This is a genomic window from Pseudomonas yamanorum (assembly GCF_013386765.1).
Lineage (GTDB): Bacteria > Pseudomonadota > Gammaproteobacteria > Pseudomonadales > Pseudomonadaceae > Aquipseudomonas > Aquipseudomonas yamanorum_A.
This window is the reverse complement of the sequence record NZ_JACARE010000030.1, coordinates 53,666-71,930: the sequence shown is the minus strand read 5'-3', so window position 1 is coordinate 71,930 and position 18,265 is coordinate 53,666. Positions and strand designations below refer to the sequence as shown.

Genomic DNA, 18,265 nt, shown 5'->3' with positions numbered 1-18,265 from the left:
CTCACAAGGCTAGATCCTCAGGTGTGAATGTCATCTTGAATGAACGGTAGGGAGCGAAGTCGCTTGGTTTCATTCCCTGCATCTCGGTCAACCGGCCAATGTTCTTGACCGCTGCTACCGCCGAACTGTCGAACGAACCATCGCCACTGGACTTGGCCACGCTGACCGAAGTCACCGTACCGTCCGGCAACATGCCGATCTGCAGCACTACTGTCATGCCTTTGCGTGCCGAAGGAGGACGGGTCCACCCTTCTGCTGCCCGTGAGCGAATCAGGTCATCGAAACTGCCCGCGACTTCATCACCACGTTCATCGGCCAAGGCTTGCTGGCGCTGCGGCGTGTCGGAAAGCAAATCGGCCAAGGCCTGGGCCTTTTTGTCTTCGGTCGATTTACGTGCTGCTTCCTGAGCCTTTTTCTTGGAGGCATCGGCGGCAGCTTTCTTCTTCGCATCGTCGGCGATTTTCTTCTTCGCCTCGTCAGCTTCAGCTTTCTTCTTGGCGTCGTCCGCAGCTTTCTTCTTCGCGTCTTCGACGATCTTTTTCTTCGCGTCTTCAGCGGCCTTTTTCTTGGCCTCTTCTTCGGCAGCCTTCTTGGCTTCTTCTTCAGATTTCTTCTTGGCTATATCAGCCAATTGTTTCTCTTCGGCCTTTTTGGCTTCGGCAGCTTTATCGGCTTTCTTGGCTTCATCAGCCTTCTGCGCCTCTTCCGCTTTCTTCGCCTCGTCAGCCTTTTTCGATTCCTCGGCCTTTTGAGCCGCCTCTTCTTTCTTTTGTTCCGCAGCAGCCTTCACCGCTTCCTGCTCGACCTTCTTCTGTTCCATCTGCTCGACTTCAGTCTGGCGCGCAGCCGACTTCTGGGCCTCACCCGCAATCTTCTGATTGGTCTGGGTGGTGGCCTGGCTTTTCGATTTCAGCTGATACAGGGTCGCCTGCACGATCGGCTTGGCTGGCGGCAGGTCCGGGGTCATGGCAAAGCTGACGAACAGCAGGCCAAACACCAGGACGTGCAGGGCAATTGCCCAGACGCTAGGCCAGAAGAAGCTTTCCGAGGCGGACGGCTCTCGCTGTTGGTGCATCAGGGCGCCTCGGTAATCAAGCCAACATTACCGACTCCGGCCTTCTGCAGCCCGCCCATGGCGCCCATCACGGAGCCATAGTCGACAACCTTGTCGCCGCGAATGAACACCTGGGTGTGCTTGCCGCCTTCGTTGCCGGCGCGAATGATCTTGGTCACGGCATCAGTCATCTGCGGCAAGGTCATGGCCTTGTCCTGCTGTTTCTGAGTGTCGACTTCGCTGCCAAGGTTCCAGTAATAGGTCTTGTCAGCCTTGATCGAAATGGTCAGGACCTGGGTGTTGTTGTCCTGCGGCAAGGCTTCGCTGGAAACCTTGGGCAGATCAACCTTCACGCCCTGATTGAGCATCGGCGCGGTCACCATGAAGATAACCAGCAGCACCAGCATCACGTCGATGTAAGGCACTACGTTCATCTCGGCGACCGGCTTGCGCTTTTTGCGAGCTCGAGCGATTAAAGCCATTGGGAATTACCTGCTTATTCTTCGCTGGTGTGCACTTTACGGTGCAGGATCGCCTGGAATTCATCGGCGAAGGTGTAGTAACGGCTGATCAAGGTTTCGCCACGAGCGGCAAAACGGTTGTAGGCGATTACTGCGGGAATAGCTGCGAACAGGCCGATGGCGGTGGCGATCAGCGCTTCGGCGATACCCGGGGCCACGGTGGCCAGGGTCGCTTGCTGGGCCTGGGCCAGGCCGCGGAAGGAGTTCATGATGCCCCATACGGTACCGAACAGGCCGATGTAAGGGCTCACGGAACCTACGGTGGCGAGGAACGGCAGGCTTTGCTCAAGCTTTTCCTCTTCGCGGGAAATCGCGACGCGCATGGCACGGGCCACGCCTTCCATGACCGCTTCCGGGTCAACACCTGGCTGCTGGCGCAGACGGGAGAATTCCTTGAAGCCGGCGCGGAAGATCTGCTCGACGCCCGAATCCGGGTCCGGGTTGCTGCCCGCCTGGCGGTACAGCTTGGACAGGTCGATACCCGACCAGAAGCGCTCTTCGAAGCTCTCCAGGGCACGTCGACCGGCACGCAGCAAGTTGCTGCGCTGAAAAATCATGACCCAAGAGGTAACCGATGCGGCTACCAGGACCAGCATCACCAGTTGAACCACGACACTGGCATTGCTGACCAGGCTCCACATGGAGGAATGGTCGACGACGGTAGGTTCCACGCTAAATCTCCTGCTCTGAATGTTTACCCGCGCCGCTCACGCCGGCAAAGGCCGTGCGTAGAGTTTCGGGAATGGCCCGGGGTTTCAAACTATTGGTGCGAACACAGGCCACCAGGAACTGCCCCTCACAGAGCAGCGTTGCATCCGTAGCCCGCCTGACCTGCTGTTTAAAGCGCAGGCTGGCACGGTTCAATTCGGTTATTTCTGCGCTGACCAGCAGTTCGTCGTCCAGTCGCGCCGGCGCGTAGTAGCGCGCCTCGCTGGAATGCACGACAAACAACAGGTCCTCCCCTGCAAGCGTGGATTGGGCAAAGCCCAGCTCCCGTAGCCGCTCGGTTCGAGCCCGTTCCATGAACTTTAGGTAATTGACGTAGTAAACGATGCCGCCAGCATCGGTGTCCTCGTAATAAACGCGACAGCGATGTGCGAACGACTGATCCCCGTTTTGCGCGCGCATACTCTAGTGCTTACTCCTCAGGTTGCCAATCCGGCCAGGCAACTGTTTTTCATTCTCTGGCACATTTCTAACGAAAGAATGACGACGCCAGCCACTAGGACAGCACAAACGCCGAATAAATCGAATCGCCAAGCCTTTTTTAATCGTCTACTGCATCGAGGAATTCGTCTACTACGGGCATCTCGCCCAATCGTGACGGAATGTTTAACCCAAAGTGCAGATAGGCATGCCGGGTGACCACGCGGCCCCTCGGCGTACGCATGATGTAGCCCTGCTGGATCAGGTACGGTTCCAGCACATCCTCAATCGTGTGTCGCTCTTCACTGATGGCTGCCGCGAGGCTGTCCACGCCCACCGGACCGCCGTCGAACTTCTCGATCATGGTCAACAGCAGACGCCGGTCCTGGTGATCAAAGCCATGTTCGTCCACATCCAGCAGGTTCAGCGCCAGGTCTGCCACGGGCTTGGTGATATGCCCCTTGGCCCGCACCTCGGCAAAGTCGCGTACCCGGCGCAGCAAACGGTTGGCAATCCGTGGTGTACCCCGTGCGCGGCGGGCGATTTCAAACGCACCTTCCGGGTCCAGGGGCAAGCCAAGGATGTTCGCCGAACGGCTGACGATGGTGGCCAGGTCCGCCGTGCTATAGAACTCCAGACGTTGAACAATCCCGAAACGGTCTCGCAGCGGGTTGGTCAGCATGCCTGCCCGGGTGGTGGCACCCACCAGCGTGAACGGTGGCAGGTCGAGCTTGATCGAGCGCGCCGCCGGGCCTTCGCCGATCATGATGTCCAGCTGGAAGTCTTCCATGGCCGGGTACAGCACTTCCTCGACGATGGGCGAAAGCCGGTGAATCTCGTCGATAAACAGTACGTCGTGAGGTTCGAGGTTGGTCAGCAGCGCCGCCAGGTCGCCCGGGCGCTCCAGCACGGGGCCGGAGGTGGACTTGATCGACACGCCCATTTCCTGGGCGATGATGTTGGCCAGGGTGGTCTTGCCCAGACCCGGAGGGCCGAAGATCAACGTGTGGTCCAGTGACTCGCTGCGCCCGCGCGCGGCCTGGATGAACAGCTCCATCTGCTCGCGCACGGTGGGCTGGCCGATGTATTCGGCAAGGCTCAGGGGGCGGATGGCCCGGTCCTGGACTTCTTCACGATCACGCGGGCCGGTGGCCGCGATCAGACGATCAGCTTCAATCACTTAAATCATTCCCTTCAGGGCGCGGCGGATCATGTCTTCGCTGCTCAGGTTCTTGTCCTTGATGGCCGACACGGCCTTGCTCGCCTCTTGCGGTTTGTAGCCCAGGGAGATCAGCGCACTGACCGCATCGCTTTCCGCGCTGGCCACCGGCACACCCGGTGCGTCCGGCTGGTTAGGCACCAGGGCGAACATGCTCGGCACCACTTCCCAGGCCTTGAAGCGGTCCTTGAGTTCCACCAACAGACGTTCGGCGGTTTTCTTGCCGACACCCGGCACCTTGGTCAGCGCCGACGTATCCTGGGCCGACACACAGCGCACCAGCTCATCCACTTCCAGGCTCGACATCAGCGCCAGCGCCAGCTTCGGCCCCACGCCATTGAGACGGATCAGTTCGCGGAAGAAATCCCGGTCACGCTTGCCAATGAAACCATAGAGCAATTGTGCATCTTCGCGCACCACCAGGTGGGTGTGCAGGGTCAGCGGCTCACCGACCGACGGTAGGCGGTAGAGGGTGGTCATGGGCACTTCCAGCTCATACCCCAGCCCGTTTACATCCAGAATCAGGTGCGGCGGCTGTTTCTCAGCCAGGGTGCCGCGCAAGCGTCCAATCACGTTCGAATCCTTAAGAATCGGCTCAGATCAAGGCCTGGCCGGTAATAACGCGGGCATGTCAGCCGACAGCACAGGCCGTTCATGCACCCCACGCAGAATGATTGCGCTGATGCTATCAGAGACGCAGCCGGCCGCCACGACTGCGTGCCGTACCCAAGCCATGGGGCATCAGGCTGGAGCGGGTGTGGGCGTGGCAAATGGCAATGGCCAGGGCGTCGGAGGCGTCGATTTGCGGCTTGGCGGTGAGCTTGAGCATGTGCATGACCATCATCATCACTTGCTCCTTGTTGGCCGCACCGGTGCCGACCACGGCTTGCTTGACCTGGGTCGCGGTGTATTCAGCGATTTCCATGCCCTCCTCGGCACCGGCAACGATGGCCGCACCACGGGCCTGGCCGAGCTTGAGGGCCGAGTCGGCGTTTTTTGCCATGAACACCTTTTCGATGCCCATGGTGACCGGGCCGTAGGTCTGGATCACTTCACGCACACCGCGGTAAACGATCTGCAAGCGCTCGGCCAACTCGCCGGCGCCGGTACGGATACAGCCCGAGGCCACGTACACGCAGCCTCGCGGGGTCTGTTGGACCACGCCAAAGCCGGTGATTCGCGAACCGGGGTCGATACCTAGGATTAGAGTCATAACGCCTGCGAGATGGGTTTAAAGCGGATGCGCCAGGCACATGGTTTGTGTAACAGCATAGAACCCTGTAGGCGCTGGCTTGCCTGCGATACAGACACCTCGGTACATCAGTTACACCGAGTTGATGCCATCGCAGGCAAGCCAGCTCCCACATTGGATCTCCGGCGCTCTTAAGTGAGCTGTTCGGCAACCGACTCCGGGATATCGGCGTTGGAATAGACGTTCTGCACGTCATCAAGGTCTTCGAGCATATCGAGCATCTTGAGCACCTTCTGCGCACCGTCCAGGTCCAGTTCGGCACTGGTGGTCGGCAGCATCACGATTTCCGCGTCGGTGCCTTTGAAACCGGCTGCTTCCAGCGCGTTACGCACAGAATAGAAACCCGCGAACGAGGTAAACACGTCGATGGAGCCGTCTTCGTTGGTCACCACGTCGTCGGCATCCGCCTCCATCGCCGCTTCAATCAGCGCATCTTCATCAACGCCCGGCGCGAAGGAAATCTGCCCCTTGCGCTCAAACAGGTACGCCACCGAACCGTCAGTGCCAAGGTTGCCGCCACACTTGCTGAACGCATGGCGCACAGCCGCCGCGGTACGGTTGCGGTTGTCGGTCATGCACTCGACCATCACCGCCACGCCACCCGGGCCGTAACCTTCGTAGCTCAATTCGACCATGTCATCGGTATCGGCCGCGCCGGCACCACGAGCCACGGCGCGATCGATGATGTCACGGCTCATGTTGGCACCGAGAGCCTTGTCCAGGGCCAGGCGCAGACGCGGGTTGGAACCCGGGTCACCGCCACCCTGGCGCGCGGCAACAGTCAGCTCGCGAATCCACTTGGTGAATATCTTGCCTTTCTTGGCATCCTGACGCTCTTTGCGGTGCTTGATGTTCGCCCACTTGGAATGGCCAGCCATAACACAACTCCGAAATTCTGTAGAAACCTGTCGATCCCGCCCCAGGCGGGACTTCCCTCTTAAACGTACAGCCCTTGTAACGCAAAGGCGCATCCGAAGATGCGCCCTTAGCTGACAATGTAAAACCTTATCGCGCTTTCACGCTGCGGCCTTACTCAGCCTTTGGTGTCTCGCGCAGACGGATATGCAGCTCGCGCAGTGCCTTGGCGTCCACCACACCCGGTGCTTGCGTCATCACGTCGGCAGCACTTTGGGTTTTCGGGAAGGCAATCACTTCACGGATCGACTGGGCACCGGTCATCAGCATCACCAGACGGTCCAGGCCGAAGGCCAGGCCGCCATGGGGTGGTGCGCCGTACTTCAGGGCGTCGAGCAGGAAGCCGAACTTCTCTTGCTGCTCATCTTCGTTGATGCCCAGCAGGCGGAAGACCGATTGCTGCATTTCCTTGCGGTGGATACGGATCGAACCGCCACCCAGCTCGGTGCCGTTCAGAACCATGTCGTAGGCACGGGACAGAGCGCCAGCCGGGTTGGCTTCCAGCTCTTGCGGCGTGCACTTGGGCGCGGTGAACGGGTGGTGCAGCGCACTGAAGCTGCCGTCGTCGTTCTCTTCGAACATCGGGAAGTCGACCACCCACATCGGTGCCCACTTGCAGGTCAGCAGGTTCAGGTCGTTACCGACCTTGATCCGCAATGCACCCAGCGCTTCGCTGACGATCTTGGATTTGTCGGCGCCGAAGAACACGATGTCGCCGTCGACCGCGCCAACACGATCCAGGATCACGTTGAGGTTGGCTTCGGGGATGTTCTTGACGATTGGCGACTGCAGGCCTTCAACACCCTTGGCGCGCTCGTTGACCTTGATGTACGCCAGGCCCTTGGCACCGTAGATACCGACGAACTTGGTGTAGTCGTCGATCTGCTTGCGCGGCATGCTCGCAGCGCCAGGAACGCGCAACGCGGCAATACGGCATTTAGGGTCGTTGGCCGGGCCGCTGAACACCTTGAAGTCGACATCTTTGAGTTGGTCTTCAACGTCAACCAGTTCCAGCGGGTTACGCAGGTCCGGCTTGTCGGAACCGTAACGACGCATGGCTTCTTCGAAAGTCATGTGCGGGAATTCGCCGAACTCCAGGTCCAGCACTTCCTTGAACAGGTTGCGGATCATCTGCTCGGTGATGCCCATGATCTCTTTTTCATCGAGGAAGCTGGTCTCGATGTCGATCTGGGTGAATTCCGGCTGGCGGTCAGCCCGCAGGTCTTCGTCACGGAAGCATTTGGCGATCTGGTAGTAACGATCGAAGCCGGCAACCATCAGCAGTTGCTTGAACAGCTGTGGCGATTGCGGCAACGCGAAGAAGGAACCGGCGTGGGTACGGCTCGGCACCAGGTAGTCGCGGGCGCCTTCCGGGGTTGCACGGGTCAGGATCGGCGTCTCGACGTCGAGGAAGCCGTTCTCGTCCAGGAAGCGACGGATGCTGGTGGTCATGCGCGAACGCAGGCGCAGCTTCTCGGCCATTTCCGGGCGACGCAGGTCGAGGAAGCGATAACGCAGGCGGGTTTCTTCGCCCACATCAGAGAATTCGTTCAGCGGGAACGGCGGGGTTTCCGACTCGTTCAACACTTCCAGCTCGTAGCCCAGCACTTCGATCATGCCCGACGCCATGTTGGCGTTGGTGGCACCGGCCGGACGCAGGCGAACCTTGCCGGTGATCTTCACGACGTACTCGCTGCGCACGCGATCGGCGGCGGCGAAGCTCTCGGCGCGGTCCGGATCGAACACCACCTGGGCCAGACCATCACGATCACGGATATCGAGGAAGATCACCCCGCCGTGGTCGCGGCGACGGTGAACCCATCCGCAAAGGGTGATTTCCTGACCTTCCAGGGTCTCGTTCAGTTGGCCGCAATAGTGGCTGCGCATCATGATAGTGGTTTCGCTTCTCGTAATTCGAAATTCGGTGGAGGCCTGCCTCATCACCGTACAGCTAAGTCAGGTGACGGATAATGCAGGAGCCTGCGCGTAGAGTTCAACTCAGTCTGCTTTGTCGCCGCCGGCCAGATTCTTCTTCGACCCGGTCTTGAAGTCGGTCTCGTACCAGCCATTGCCACTCAGGCGAAAGCCCGGCATGGACAACATCTTTTTAAGCTCCGGTGCCTGGCAGGCAGGGCAATCGACCAGCGGCGCGGCGCTGATCTTTTGAATGGCTTCCAACTGATGACCACAGGAAGCGCATTGATAGTCGTACATGGGCATGAAGATGTCTCGGCGATCAGATCACGACGTACGCCGCGCCCTGCCCTGACTCCAACCCTTGGGAAAGTCCCGGCATGCGCAGCAAAGCCCGGGATTATATCTGGTAAATCGAGGCTGTGCAGCCGTGGCGGCGCGCTGCTCTTTATATAGGTGCCTGCGACAGGCTCCTGCCGGGCGCCAGACCCGGGAGAAGCCCGGGCCCGACAGGATCACGCCTGCCCCGGATGCACAGTGGGCGCGGTAATACGCCCTTTCAATACATGAACCACGCAAACCACCCTGACCAGGCCGCTGAAGTTCTTTACACCGCCATAACGCAAGTGCACTTCCCGGTCCACGTAAGACAGCAGCGCGCTGACCGAACAGGTATTGATCCTGGCTATCTCCGCAAGGATATTCCAATAAACCTCTTCGAGTCGCAAACACGTCGAAAACCCATTAAGCCGAACGGATCGGGACAATGGCCTGGCCAGGTTCATATCAAACCCTTTAGCAAAAGGATCCACCTTTATTTTGTGCAAGCCGCACGTTTCCATAACTCCATTACCTGTTCCGCGAGACATACACTTGACACTCCATTGCCTGACGGCCACCCATCAATCGTTGTTGTTGGCCGTTGGGCCTATAAAACATCAAGAAGACAAGTGCAGCCAGAAGACGGGGAGCCGAGCGCCGTAGGACAAGCCAACGCGCGTATCGGGAAGCTCGCAAGGGAAGGGAGTCGCAGAGGAACAAGCACGCGAGGGGCGTCAGCTAGACGCCCACCCGCATCCGGTGTTACTTGTTTTCGAGCAGGGAACGCAGCATCCACGCGGTCTTTTCATGAACTTGCATACGCTGGGTCAGCAAGTCGGCAGTCGGCTCATCGCTGACTTTATCCAACAACGGGAAGATGCCGCGTGCGGTACGGGTAACCGCTTCCTGGCCTTCGACCAATTGCTTGATCATGTCTTCAGCGCTCGGTACGCCCTCTTCTTCCTTGATCGAAGAAAGTCGCGCGTATACCGAGTAGGCACCCGGTGCCGGAAAGCCCAGGGCACGAATGCGTTCGGCAATGGAGTCCACCGCCAGCGCCAGTTCGTTATATTGCTCTTCAAACATCAAGTGCAGTGTACGAAACATGGGGCCCGTTACGTTCCAATGGAAGTTATGGGTCTTCAGGTAAAGTACATAGGTATCGGAAAGCAGTCGCGAAAGTCCATCAACGATTGATTTACGATCTTCTTCACTGATACCAATATCGATTGCCATGTTTTTCCCCTTCAATTGATAAAAAATTCATTGATCAGGTGCTGGACCACTCTAGCAAGAGTGCCTGCCTTGCGCAGCCCGCACGGGCCTCCCGAGGTGCGGCAAATCGCCCCTTGCAGAGCGAATCTACACAGCAGGCCGGGCTTCACGCCCAGCGAGAAAAATTACCCAACACCTGCGAAAAGGCCTGCACCTGTCTAGGACAAGCGTTTGCCGCAGAAATGCCGTGCCCCTTGTAACAGCCTGAAATGCTTGATTTGAGTAGGCACAGGCTTTGCTGTTAAATAGGCAGCGTGTCGCCACCGTTATTTTTCACGGCAGCGACATAGGCTGATACCCGCGCACGTGCCCAACGCCTCCCATTGTTCAGAAGCGAACCGTGCCAGTCAGCTCTTCCTTGTGATCCGTCTTAACGTGAGTTAATCAAAATGTTGAAAATCGTCCACCTGCTAACGGGCGCAGCAGCTTTGCTGCTGTCCTTTATCCCCAGCCTGCGATCAGAAACCCTGCCTTACCTGCAACAACCTGACGCTCTCTACCTGACCTTCTTTGGTCTTCTTAACCTGACACTGGCTCCAGTCATTCCTTACTGGAACAAAGGCCCGCGTCATCAACTGCAAAACCTGGTCAGCGCCCTGCTGGTCCTGGCTGTTGTCGTGCAAACCCTCACCCTGCTGGCGCCTATGCCTGAAGTCGGTGGCCACCCGGCCGTCCTGCTCAGCCTGGCAATAGCACTGATTGCCATCGTTCTTCATCTGGCCATCAGTTTTTACCGCTCCTCCCCGGCCGCTGCGTCGCAAAGCTACGACATGACCAACCGGGATACCGGTACCGTCAAGTGGTTCAACACCTCCAAGGGCTTCGGCTTCATTTCCCGGGATTCGGGCGACGATATCTTCGTCCACTTCCGGGCGATTCGCGGCGAAGGCCATCGCGTCCTGGTGGAAGGCCAGCGCGTGGAGTTCTCCGTGATGAACCGTGACAAGGGCCTGCAAGCTGAAGATGTGATCGCCGCGTTGCCGCGTCGCTGATTCCAGCACCCCGAAAAAAGAAACCGCGATGCAGCCTGGCTGCATCGCGGTTTTTTTATGCCCGGGGATTTCCCCCTGCCTCATTAATAATGAGGCGGTGGCGCTTCTTCCTCGGAGGACTCGAACTGGCCGCCCATTTCTTCCTGGCGCTTGAGTAGCGCCGTCATCTGCATCTGCAGGCGTTCGACCGCCCGTTGCTGGGTAACCAGGATGTCATTGAGGGTCTCGATGGTGTCGTCTTGAAAGGCCAGGCGACTCTCCAGGTCCATCACACGGTCTTGAAGATCCATGGCTCAAGCCTCCAGGAACGTAAAGTCAGCCGGCAGGATCTCGCGCAGACGTGCACGAATCACCGCCACTTGCTCGTCGCTGTAAGGCTTCGCCGGATGCTTGCCCCAGACCGGCGCCGGCCAGGCGGCGTCGTCGCGCTTGCGTACGATCACATGCACGTGCAGTTGGCTGACAACATTACCCAGGGCGCCAATGTTCATCTTGTCGGCGCCGAAGCCTTCATTCAGCAACTGCGCCAGCGCTGTGCTTTCCTGCCACACCCGCTGCTGGTCAGCGACATCCAGTTGAAACACTTCGCTGATAGCTTCTATGCGCGGCACCAGGATGAACCATGGGTAATTCGAGTCATTGGACAGCAGCAGCCGGCACAGGGGGAAATCCCCGATGGGCAAGGTGTCTTGTTGAAGACGTGGATCTAAGGCGAACACAGCAGTCACTCCCGTTCGGCGGGTCAGGTTTCAGGCGCCCAGCATACCTGCGAATGTCCGGCGCTTCACGGCGAATGCACCGGGCCAAATACGCGCCCTAACAGGACGCCACGAAAAAAAGCGCACCATTTCGAGACAGGCTAATATTTCGGCTACGCTAAATGACCAATGCAACCGAACCTGGTCAAAGCCGGAACACAGAACCCGCTTCAAGACCCTGATCCAGAGGGCTTGCAAGGTACAAATAGAGAGTTGGAGCAAAAAACCCGGCCGGGAACAACTGCACCAAAATGACCCATTTGTGCCTCAAAGGGATCCGCCGACTACCCACCGATCGGGGTGAACCGGTAACGTTTTGCCCTGGTGCAGGTTTTATGCACCACCGAACAGGAGTACAGCAGGCGAGTCAAGGCCAAACCAAACGGCGTAAAAAGCCCGTGCTTATGCGGTTTTTACAGGGCTTTGACAATTTTCACGAAAAAATCACATTCGGTTTCCGGTTTGTGCACGCTTGTTGCATTCACACCCATATGGTCGACAACAGCACCGGCGGGAAGCAGGTGTTTCGCGACAGAAAACAACAGCGGGTCAATGCTTTTCAGGGAAGTGTTAAAACTTTTAAGGGTGACTTTTCCACCCTGATTCCAAGGTTTTAAAACAGTATTGAAGTTGTCAGTTCGGTTACATTCGGACTGTAAATTTGCGACATGGACATAGCAATTTACGACAGGCTCGTAAAGAAGCTGAAAGGATAGATGGGCAAGTATCGCCAATATTGTCAGCGTGATATAAGTTTGCGCCGACACAAAAAAGAAAGAGCCGCCCAGACAAAAATATAGGTGGGACGGCAGTACTCTTCCTAAAACCAAAGGAGCAAATCACGATGCGCGTGATGAAGTGGAGCATGATCGCCCTGGCTGTTTCAGCAGGCACCTCGCAGTTCGCAATGGCGTCCTCCCAGGACGATTCCAAGGGCTTTGTTGAAGACAGTACCTTCAGCATCAACACTCGCCTCCTGAACTTTAGCCGCGACTTCCGTAACAATGACACCGGCAAAAGCCGCGTCGACGAAACCGGCCTGGGCTTCAACGGCCTGTACCAGTCGGGCTTCACCCAAGGCACCATCGGTGTGGGTGTCGACGTGATCGGTCTGTTGGGCGTCAAACTGGACAGCGGCAAGGGTCGTTCCGGTACCGGCCTGTTTCCTACCGGCTCCGACGGTCGCTCGCAGGATGACTACTCCAAAGGCGGCGGCGCAGTTAAGTTCCGTATCTCCGATACGGTCCTGAAAATCGGCGACCAGTACACCACCGCGCCTGTATTCGCTTCCGACGACAGCCGTCTGCTGCCTGAATTGCCACAGGGTATCTCGCTTGTCAGCAACGAGATCAAAGGCCTGAAACTGGAAGGCGGTCACTTCACGTCGAGCGTGGCGCAAGCCCAGACCTACCGCGACAGCCTGGGCCTGACAAAAACCGACTTCATCGGTGGCGTCTACGCCCTGACTCCAGAAGTCAGCGCCAGCCTCTACTACGCGAAGACCGAAGACTACTGGAAGAAAACCTACGCCAACCTGAACTGGACCCATGCGCTTAGCAATGAACAGTCCCTGGCGGTCGACTTCAACATCTACAGCACCAAAAGTGATGGCGCTGGCCTGCAACGGGCTGAGAAAGACGGCACCACCAAGCTGGATAACCGTGCCTACAGCTTGCAAGGCGCGTACACCATCCAGGCTCACACTTTTACCCTGGCCTACCAGAAGGTTAGCGGTGACGGTGACTACGGCTACGGCGTAGACGGCGGCGGCACGATCTTCCTTGCCAACTCCATCGCTCGTTCCGACTTCAACGCTGAAGACGAGAAGTCCTTCCAGGCTCGCTACGACCTGAACATGGCGACTTTCGGCGTACCAGGCCTGAGCTTCATGACTCGCTACGTTAAAGGTACCGGCGCCAACACCGCCGACACCTCGAACGGTAAAGAGTGGGAACGTGACATCGAAGCCAAGTACGTGATCCAGAGCGGCCCAGCCAAAGACCTGAGCCTGCGCGTACGTCAAGCCACTTATCGCTCCAGCGATGGTGTGTACTACGGTTCGGCGTCCATCGACGAACTGCGTCTGATCGCACAATACCCGCTGAACATCTTGTAATTGGCAGTTTGATTACAACGATGACTTAGGGCTTCGGCTCTAACTAAAAAGCCGCTCACTTGTTCGCAAGTGAGCGGCTTTTCTATTGCAACTTGATCTCAACAACCACATAACTAGCAAGCTAACTATCTAGTTTAATCCTACACATCAAACCTGACACATCGGACAAGTTTGATCCGCAAGTCACACCCTCACTTCGTAGCGCTTTCCTGCATTACTCGAATAACCCGCTGGGGAAACGGAATATCGATTCCCGCGCCTTTCAAACGATCACGTGCCAGTTCATTGAACATGAACATCACATCCCAATAATCCGAAGTCTTGGTCCAGACTCGCAGGGAAACGGTGATTGAACTGTCGCCCAGGGTCGAAACCACGGCTGCCGGCGCAGGATCAGCCAGTACCCGTGGGTCCTTGGCCAGTTCCAGCAGCACTTCGCGCGCTTTCTGCAGGTCGGCTTCGTAGTCGACACCCACATCAAACACCACTTTGCGGGTCGGCTGACGGTTGGTGTTGGTGATGAGGCCGTTGGACAGGCTGCCGTTCGGGATGATCACCGTCTTGTTGTCGCCGGTGCGCAACACGGTGTGAAAGATCTGGATGCTGTCGACGGTACCGGAAGTGCCCTGGGCTTCGATCCAGTCACCAATGCGGAACGGACGGAACAACAGAATCAGCACACCGCCGGCGAAGTTCGCCAGGCTGCCTTGCAATGCCAGACCGATGGCCAGGGTAGCGGCACCAATCGCGGCAACGAACGATGTGGTTGCGACGCCGATCATCGAGGCCACGTTAACCACCAGCATGACCTTGAGCGCAATGTTCGCAAGGCTGGTAATGAAGTGTTGCAGCGCCAGGTCAGCATTACGCAGTGCCAGCAAACGCCCCACTCGGTGGGTCAAGACGTTGATCAGCCACCAACCGATGGCCAGGGTGACCAAGGCCAGCAAAAACCGGCTGCCGTATTCCATGATCATCGGTAACCACGACTCCGAGGTCTTGATCAGGTGATCCACTTCAGCGTTCAAATCCATCTACATTCTCCTGTTTACCGGATGCTCGGCATATTGAGTGGCCATAAATGCAATTGAGCCCCGTAGGGCTCAATGGTGGGCGCAGGCTCTGGGGCGTGGGACGTCAAAAACGCCCGCAGGTTCCCCAAAGAGCCATCAGTCGCGGAAGTTATTGAACTGCAGCGGCATGTCGAAAGTCTTGGCGCGCAAGGCGGCAATGGCCTCTTGCAAGTCATCACGCTTCTTGCCGGTGATACGCACCTGCTCGCCCTGGATCGCGGCCTGGACCTTGAGCTTGGCGTCCTTGACATGAGCGACGATTTTCTTCGCCAGCTCCTTGTCGATGCCTTCTTTGAACACGACTTCCTGTTTCATCAACTTGCCGGAGGCATAAGCGTCCTTGATTTCAAGGCACTGTGCATCGATCTTGCGCTTGACCAGCGACAGCTTGAGGATCTCAATCATCGCTTCAAGCTGGAAGTCGGCTTCTGCGGTGAGGTTGACGGCGAGGTCTTTTTCCTTGAACTCGAAGCTGCCCTTGCCCTTCAAGTCATAGCGACGATCCAGCTCCTTGACGGCGTTCTCGACGGCGTTGGTGAGTTCGTGCTTGTCCAGTTCGGATACCACGTCGAACGACGGCATGTAATTTCTCCAATAAAAAGGGGCGCGGCTCAGTAGAGATGGAGCACGCCCAGGCTAAAATGCCCGGGCATTATAGCGGTTCTTTCGCCTCGTTCACTGCGGGCAGCCTTACGGAGTAAAAACTGATGTCGACCACCTGGCATGTCCTCGGTGCTGGCAGCCTCGGAACACTCTGGGCCACCCGCCTGGCCCGTGCCGGGCTGCCCGTAAGGCTGATCCTGCGGGACCACGCGCGGCTGGCGAGCTATCAGGTGGCTAATGGCCTGACCCTGGTTGAGCAAGGCGTGGCCCACACCTACCCGGTCGTTGGCGAAACCTGCGACAGTCCTGGGCCGATTCATCGCCTGCTGGTGGCGTGCAAAGCCTACGACGCCCAAGAGGCCGTCGCACAGCTTGAACACCGGCTGGCGCCCGACGCCGAACTGATCCTGCTGCAAAACGGCCTGGGCAGCCAGGACGCGGTCGCCGCCCAACTGCCCCAAGCCCGCTGTATTTTTGCCTCCAGCACCGAAGGCGCGTTTCGCGAAAGCGACTGGCGGGTAGTGTTTGCCGGCCACGGTTATACCTGGCTCGGGGACGCGAGCCACCCTACTCCACCGATATGGCTGGATGACCTGCAAGCCGCCGGCATTCCCCACGAGTGGAGCACCGACATCCTCACCCGCCTGTGGCGCAAACTGGCGCTGAACTGCGCAATCAACCCGCTGACCATGCTGTATGAATGCCGCAATGGCGACCTGCAAGCCCATCAATGCGAGGTCGCCACCCTGTGCGCCGAACTCGCCGAGCTGCTTGAGTGCTGCGGCCAACCGGCTGCCGCACAGGATTTGCAAAACGAAGTGGAGCGTGTGATCCAGGCCACCGCAGCCAATTACTCGTCGATGTACCAGGACGTGGCCAGTGGCCGACGCACCGAAATCAGCTACCTGCTGGGGTACGCCTGCCAGGCGGCCGCACGCCATCAACTGAGCTTGCCGCACCTGCAGCAACTCCAGGTGCGATTGGTGCAGCGACTGTCTGCACGCGGATTGCCCAGCGACTGAAGCACGCGCTACCCTGCCTGCTTGTTCCTTTGCAGCGAAAACCTTGATGCCACTGCGCCAGCGTCTCGAAAATCTACCGGTTGGCCAGAAACTGCTGGCGGCCCTGCTGGTTTTGTTGACCACCGTGTTGCTGGTGGCCAACCTTACCTTTATCAGCGCCGCCTACTGGATCTCCCAGGAAAGCATGGCGCCCCAGGCCTTGCAGGCCATCGGTCGGCTGGTGTCCAACCCGTCACTGTCTGCCGAGGCACTGGACTCACCGCTCAAGGCGCAAACCCTGCTGGATGAACTCACCAGTTATTCGCCATTAAGGGCTGCGGCCTTGTATGACGGCGACGGGACACGCCTGGCCCAGTTGCAACACGCCAATCGCCTGCACCTGCCAGACAACTACCACGAGATTGAAATCTGGCGCGCCACCGAGTTTCGCAGCAATCAAGTGATCACCATTCCCCGGGCCGGCCAACCGTCCGGGCATCTGTTGCTGGTGGCCAGCAGCGAACTGCCGGTGGCGTTCTACACCGGCACCTTCACCGCCAGCCTGGGCATCCTGATTTTCAGCGTACTGCTATGGCTGGTGATTGCCCGGCAGATCAAGCGCCTGATTACCCGGCCGATCCATGAGCTGGAAGAGTTGTCGCGCCAGGTCACCCGGGAAGAGAACTACGCCCTGCGCGCCGGTCGCGGTAACCATGACGAAATCGGCAGCCTGGCCGAAGCCTTCAATACCATGCTCTCGCGCATTGAAGCCCGCGAACAGCAACTCAAGCGCGCGCGGGACGATTCCCAGGCCGCCTACGATCAAGCCCAGGGCCTGGCGGAAGAAACCCGCCACACCAACCGCAAGCTGGAGCTGGAAGTGCAGGTGCGCAGCAAGATCGAGAAAAAACTCACCGGTTTCCAGAATTACCTCAACAGCATCATCGACTCGATGCCCTCGGCGCTGATCGCCCTCGATGAACAGCTCTACGTCACCCAATGGAACCAGGAAGCCAGTGCGCTTTCCGGCACCCGCTTGGACGAGGCGCTGAACCAGCCGATCTTCCTCGCCTTCCAGCCGCTCAAGCCCTTCCTGCCGCAGATCAAGGCCACGGTAGAGCAACACACCGTGGAACGGATCGAGCGGGTAACCTGGGTCAAGGATGACGAGGCCAAACACTACGCCCTGACGTTCTACCCGCTGATGGGCGGTGCCGGGCGCGGCGTGGTGATCCGGATCGACGACATCACCCAGCGCCTGTCCCTGGAAGAAATGATGGTGCAGTCCGAGAAGATGCTCTCGGTCGGCGGCCTGGCCGCCGGCATGGCCCACGAAATCAACAACCCGCTGGGGGCGATCCTGCATAACGTGCAGAACATCCGCCGCCGGCTGTCCAACGAACTGCCTAAAAACCTCGAGCATGCCGAGCAGGTGGGCATTGACCTGGACACGGTCAACCGCTACCTGCAAAGCCGCGAAGTGCCGCAATTGCTCGACGGCATCCAGCAAGCCGGCGCCCGAGCGGCAAAAATCGTCACCCATATGCTCAGCTTCAGCCGCCGCAGCAACCGCCAGATGGCGCCCTGCGACTTGCCGGCCTTGATCGACCAGGCGGTGGAAATTGCCGGCAACGATTTCGACCTCACCGTGGGCTTCGACTTCAAGGGCCAGGCGATCATCCGCCAGTTCGATCCGCAGTTGGGCCCGGTGCCCGGCACCGCCAACGAACTGGAACAGGTACTGCTCAACCTGCTGAAAAACGCCGCCCAGGCGATTCACCAGCGCGAAGACGACAGCGAGCCCGGGCGCATCATCCTGCGTACCCGGCTCAACCCGCCCTGGGCGGAAATCCAGGTGGAAGACAACGGCATCGGCATGAGCGAAAACGTGCGCAAACGCACCTTCGAACCGTTCTTCACCACCAAGGAAATCGGCCAGGGCACCGGGCTTGGGTTATCGGTTTCGTATTTCATCATCACCAACAATCACAAGGGGCAGATGGAGGTCCAGTCGACCCTCGGCCAAGGCACCTGCTTCACCCTGCGGCTACCTTTGGCGGGCAGCCAATTGCCCCCCAACGAACTCACTCAACTGGAGCGCTAAC

The 18,265-nt window shown here is 58.5% G+C and carries 20 protein-coding genes; 4 read left to right on the top strand and 16 right to left on the bottom strand.

The genetic code is table 11. The features are described from left to right. Position 1 precedes the first annotated feature (1 nt). The 12 genes from tolA to HX875_RS23055 form a co-directional block, all read right to left on the bottom strand. Positions 2 to 1,075, bottom strand: a complete 1,074-nt coding sequence (gene tolA / locus HX875_RS23110) for a cell envelope integrity protein TolA (protein WP_177046032.1) — start codon at positions 1,073 to 1,075, stop codon at positions 2 to 4. After that, positions 1,075 to 1,527, bottom strand: coding sequence for a protein TolR (gene tolR, locus HX875_RS23105; RefSeq protein WP_161635741.1), 453 nt, complete (start codon positions 1,525 to 1,527; stop codon positions 1,075 to 1,077). Before tolR ends, tolA begins: the two co-directional genes overlap by 1 nt. Before the next feature lie 23 nt (positions 1,528 to 1,550). After that, a complete protein-coding gene (gene tolQ, locus HX875_RS23100) occupies positions 1,551 to 2,246 on the bottom strand; it encodes a protein TolQ (protein WP_003209819.1) in 696 nt (231 codons plus the stop codon). 1 nt (position 2,247) lies between these two features. Further along, positions 2,248 to 2,703, bottom strand: coding sequence for a tol-pal system-associated acyl-CoA thioesterase (ybgC, locus tag HX875_RS23095; RefSeq protein ID WP_177046030.1), 456 nt, complete (start codon positions 2,701 to 2,703; stop codon positions 2,248 to 2,250). A gap of 139 nt (positions 2,704 to 2,842) precedes the next feature. Further along, entirely contained in the window at positions 2,843 to 3,901 is a 1,059-nt protein-coding gene (gene ruvB, locus HX875_RS23090) for a Holliday junction branch migration DNA helicase RuvB (RefSeq protein ID WP_071484352.1), read from the bottom strand. Beyond that, on the bottom strand, positions 3,902 to 4,513 hold the full coding sequence (gene ruvA / locus HX875_RS23085; RefSeq protein ID WP_010169952.1) for a Holliday junction branch migration protein RuvA: 612 nt from the start codon (positions 4,511 to 4,513) through the stop codon (positions 3,902 to 3,904). It abuts the gene before it with no gap. Positions 4,514 to 4,628: 115 nt separating this feature from the next. Continuing rightward, positions 4,629 to 5,153, bottom strand: coding sequence for a crossover junction endodeoxyribonuclease RuvC (gene ruvC, locus HX875_RS23080; protein ID WP_003209812.1), 525 nt, complete (start codon positions 5,151 to 5,153; stop codon positions 4,629 to 4,631). Positions 5,154 to 5,323: 170 nt separating this feature from the next. Continuing rightward, positions 5,324 to 6,070: a YebC/PmpR family DNA-binding transcriptional regulator gene (locus tag HX875_RS23075; RefSeq protein WP_010169954.1), complete on the bottom strand. Its 747-nt coding sequence runs from the start codon at positions 6,068 to 6,070 to the stop codon at positions 5,324 to 5,326. A 151-nt stretch (positions 6,071 to 6,221) separates the two neighbouring features. Next, entirely contained in the window at positions 6,222 to 7,997 is a 1,776-nt protein-coding gene (gene aspS, locus HX875_RS23070) for an aspartate--tRNA ligase (protein WP_177046029.1), read from the bottom strand. Positions 7,998 to 8,105: 108 nt separating this feature from the next. Further along, positions 8,106 to 8,327 carry an FmdB family zinc ribbon protein gene (locus HX875_RS23065; RefSeq protein WP_003209804.1) on the bottom strand — a complete coding sequence of 74 codons (222 nt, stop codon included), beginning with the start codon at positions 8,325 to 8,327 and terminating at the stop codon, positions 8,106 to 8,108. 209 nt (positions 8,328 to 8,536) lie between these two features. Continuing rightward, positions 8,537 to 8,890, bottom strand: a complete 354-nt coding sequence (locus HX875_RS23060) for a ribbon-helix-helix domain-containing protein (RefSeq protein WP_177046026.1) — start codon at positions 8,888 to 8,890, stop codon at positions 8,537 to 8,539. Positions 8,891 to 9,104: 214 nt separating this feature from the next. Next, complete coding sequence (locus HX875_RS23055) at positions 9,105 to 9,578, bottom strand: Dps family protein (RefSeq protein ID WP_003209800.1); 474 nt, start codon at positions 9,576 to 9,578, stop codon at positions 9,105 to 9,107. A gap of 428 nt (positions 9,579 to 10,006) precedes the next feature. On the opposite strand from HX875_RS23055, the gene HX875_RS33020 reads away from it, so the two are divergent. Then, a complete protein-coding gene (locus tag HX875_RS33020) occupies positions 10,007 to 10,609 on the top strand; it encodes a cold-shock protein (protein ID WP_177046024.1) in 603 nt (200 codons plus the stop codon). A gap of 83 nt (positions 10,610 to 10,692) precedes the next feature. Here HX875_RS33020 and HX875_RS23045 read toward each other — a convergent pair whose 3' ends face one another. After that, on the bottom strand, positions 10,693 to 10,899 hold the full coding sequence (locus tag HX875_RS23045; RefSeq protein WP_169386128.1) for a SlyX family protein: 207 nt from the start codon (positions 10,897 to 10,899) through the stop codon (positions 10,693 to 10,695). 3 nt (positions 10,900 to 10,902) lie between these two features. Continuing rightward, complete coding sequence (locus HX875_RS23040; protein WP_177046022.1) at positions 10,903 to 11,328, bottom strand: HIT domain-containing protein; 426 nt, start codon at positions 11,326 to 11,328, stop codon at positions 10,903 to 10,905. 883 nt (positions 11,329 to 12,211) lie between these two features. Here HX875_RS23040 and HX875_RS23035 point away from each other — a divergent pair. Beyond that, positions 12,212 to 13,483, top strand: a complete 1,272-nt coding sequence (locus HX875_RS23035; protein WP_177046020.1) for an OprD family porin — start codon at positions 12,212 to 12,214, stop codon at positions 13,481 to 13,483. A gap of 191 nt (positions 13,484 to 13,674) precedes the next feature. Here HX875_RS23035 and HX875_RS23030 read toward each other — a convergent pair whose 3' ends face one another. Together HX875_RS23030 and HX875_RS23025 are read right to left on the bottom strand one after the other, a co-directional pair. Next, a complete protein-coding gene (locus tag HX875_RS23030) occupies positions 13,675 to 14,517 on the bottom strand; it encodes a mechanosensitive ion channel family protein (RefSeq protein WP_177046018.1) in 843 nt (280 codons plus the stop codon). A gap of 135 nt (positions 14,518 to 14,652) precedes the next feature. Beyond that, entirely contained in the window at positions 14,653 to 15,138 is a 486-nt protein-coding gene (locus HX875_RS23025) for a YajQ family cyclic di-GMP-binding protein (RefSeq protein WP_093205682.1), read from the bottom strand. A gap of 125 nt (positions 15,139 to 15,263) precedes the next feature. On the opposite strand from HX875_RS23025, the gene HX875_RS23020 reads away from it, so the two are divergent. Together HX875_RS23020 and HX875_RS23015 are read left to right on the top strand one after the other, a co-directional pair. Then, complete coding sequence (locus HX875_RS23020) at positions 15,264 to 16,181, top strand: putative 2-dehydropantoate 2-reductase (RefSeq protein ID WP_177046015.1); 918 nt, start codon at positions 15,264 to 15,266, stop codon at positions 16,179 to 16,181. A gap of 46 nt (positions 16,182 to 16,227) precedes the next feature. Further along, complete coding sequence (locus tag HX875_RS23015; RefSeq protein ID WP_177046014.1) at positions 16,228 to 18,264, top strand: sensor histidine kinase; 2,037 nt, start codon at positions 16,228 to 16,230, stop codon at positions 18,262 to 18,264. Position 18,265: the final 1 nt, after the last annotated feature.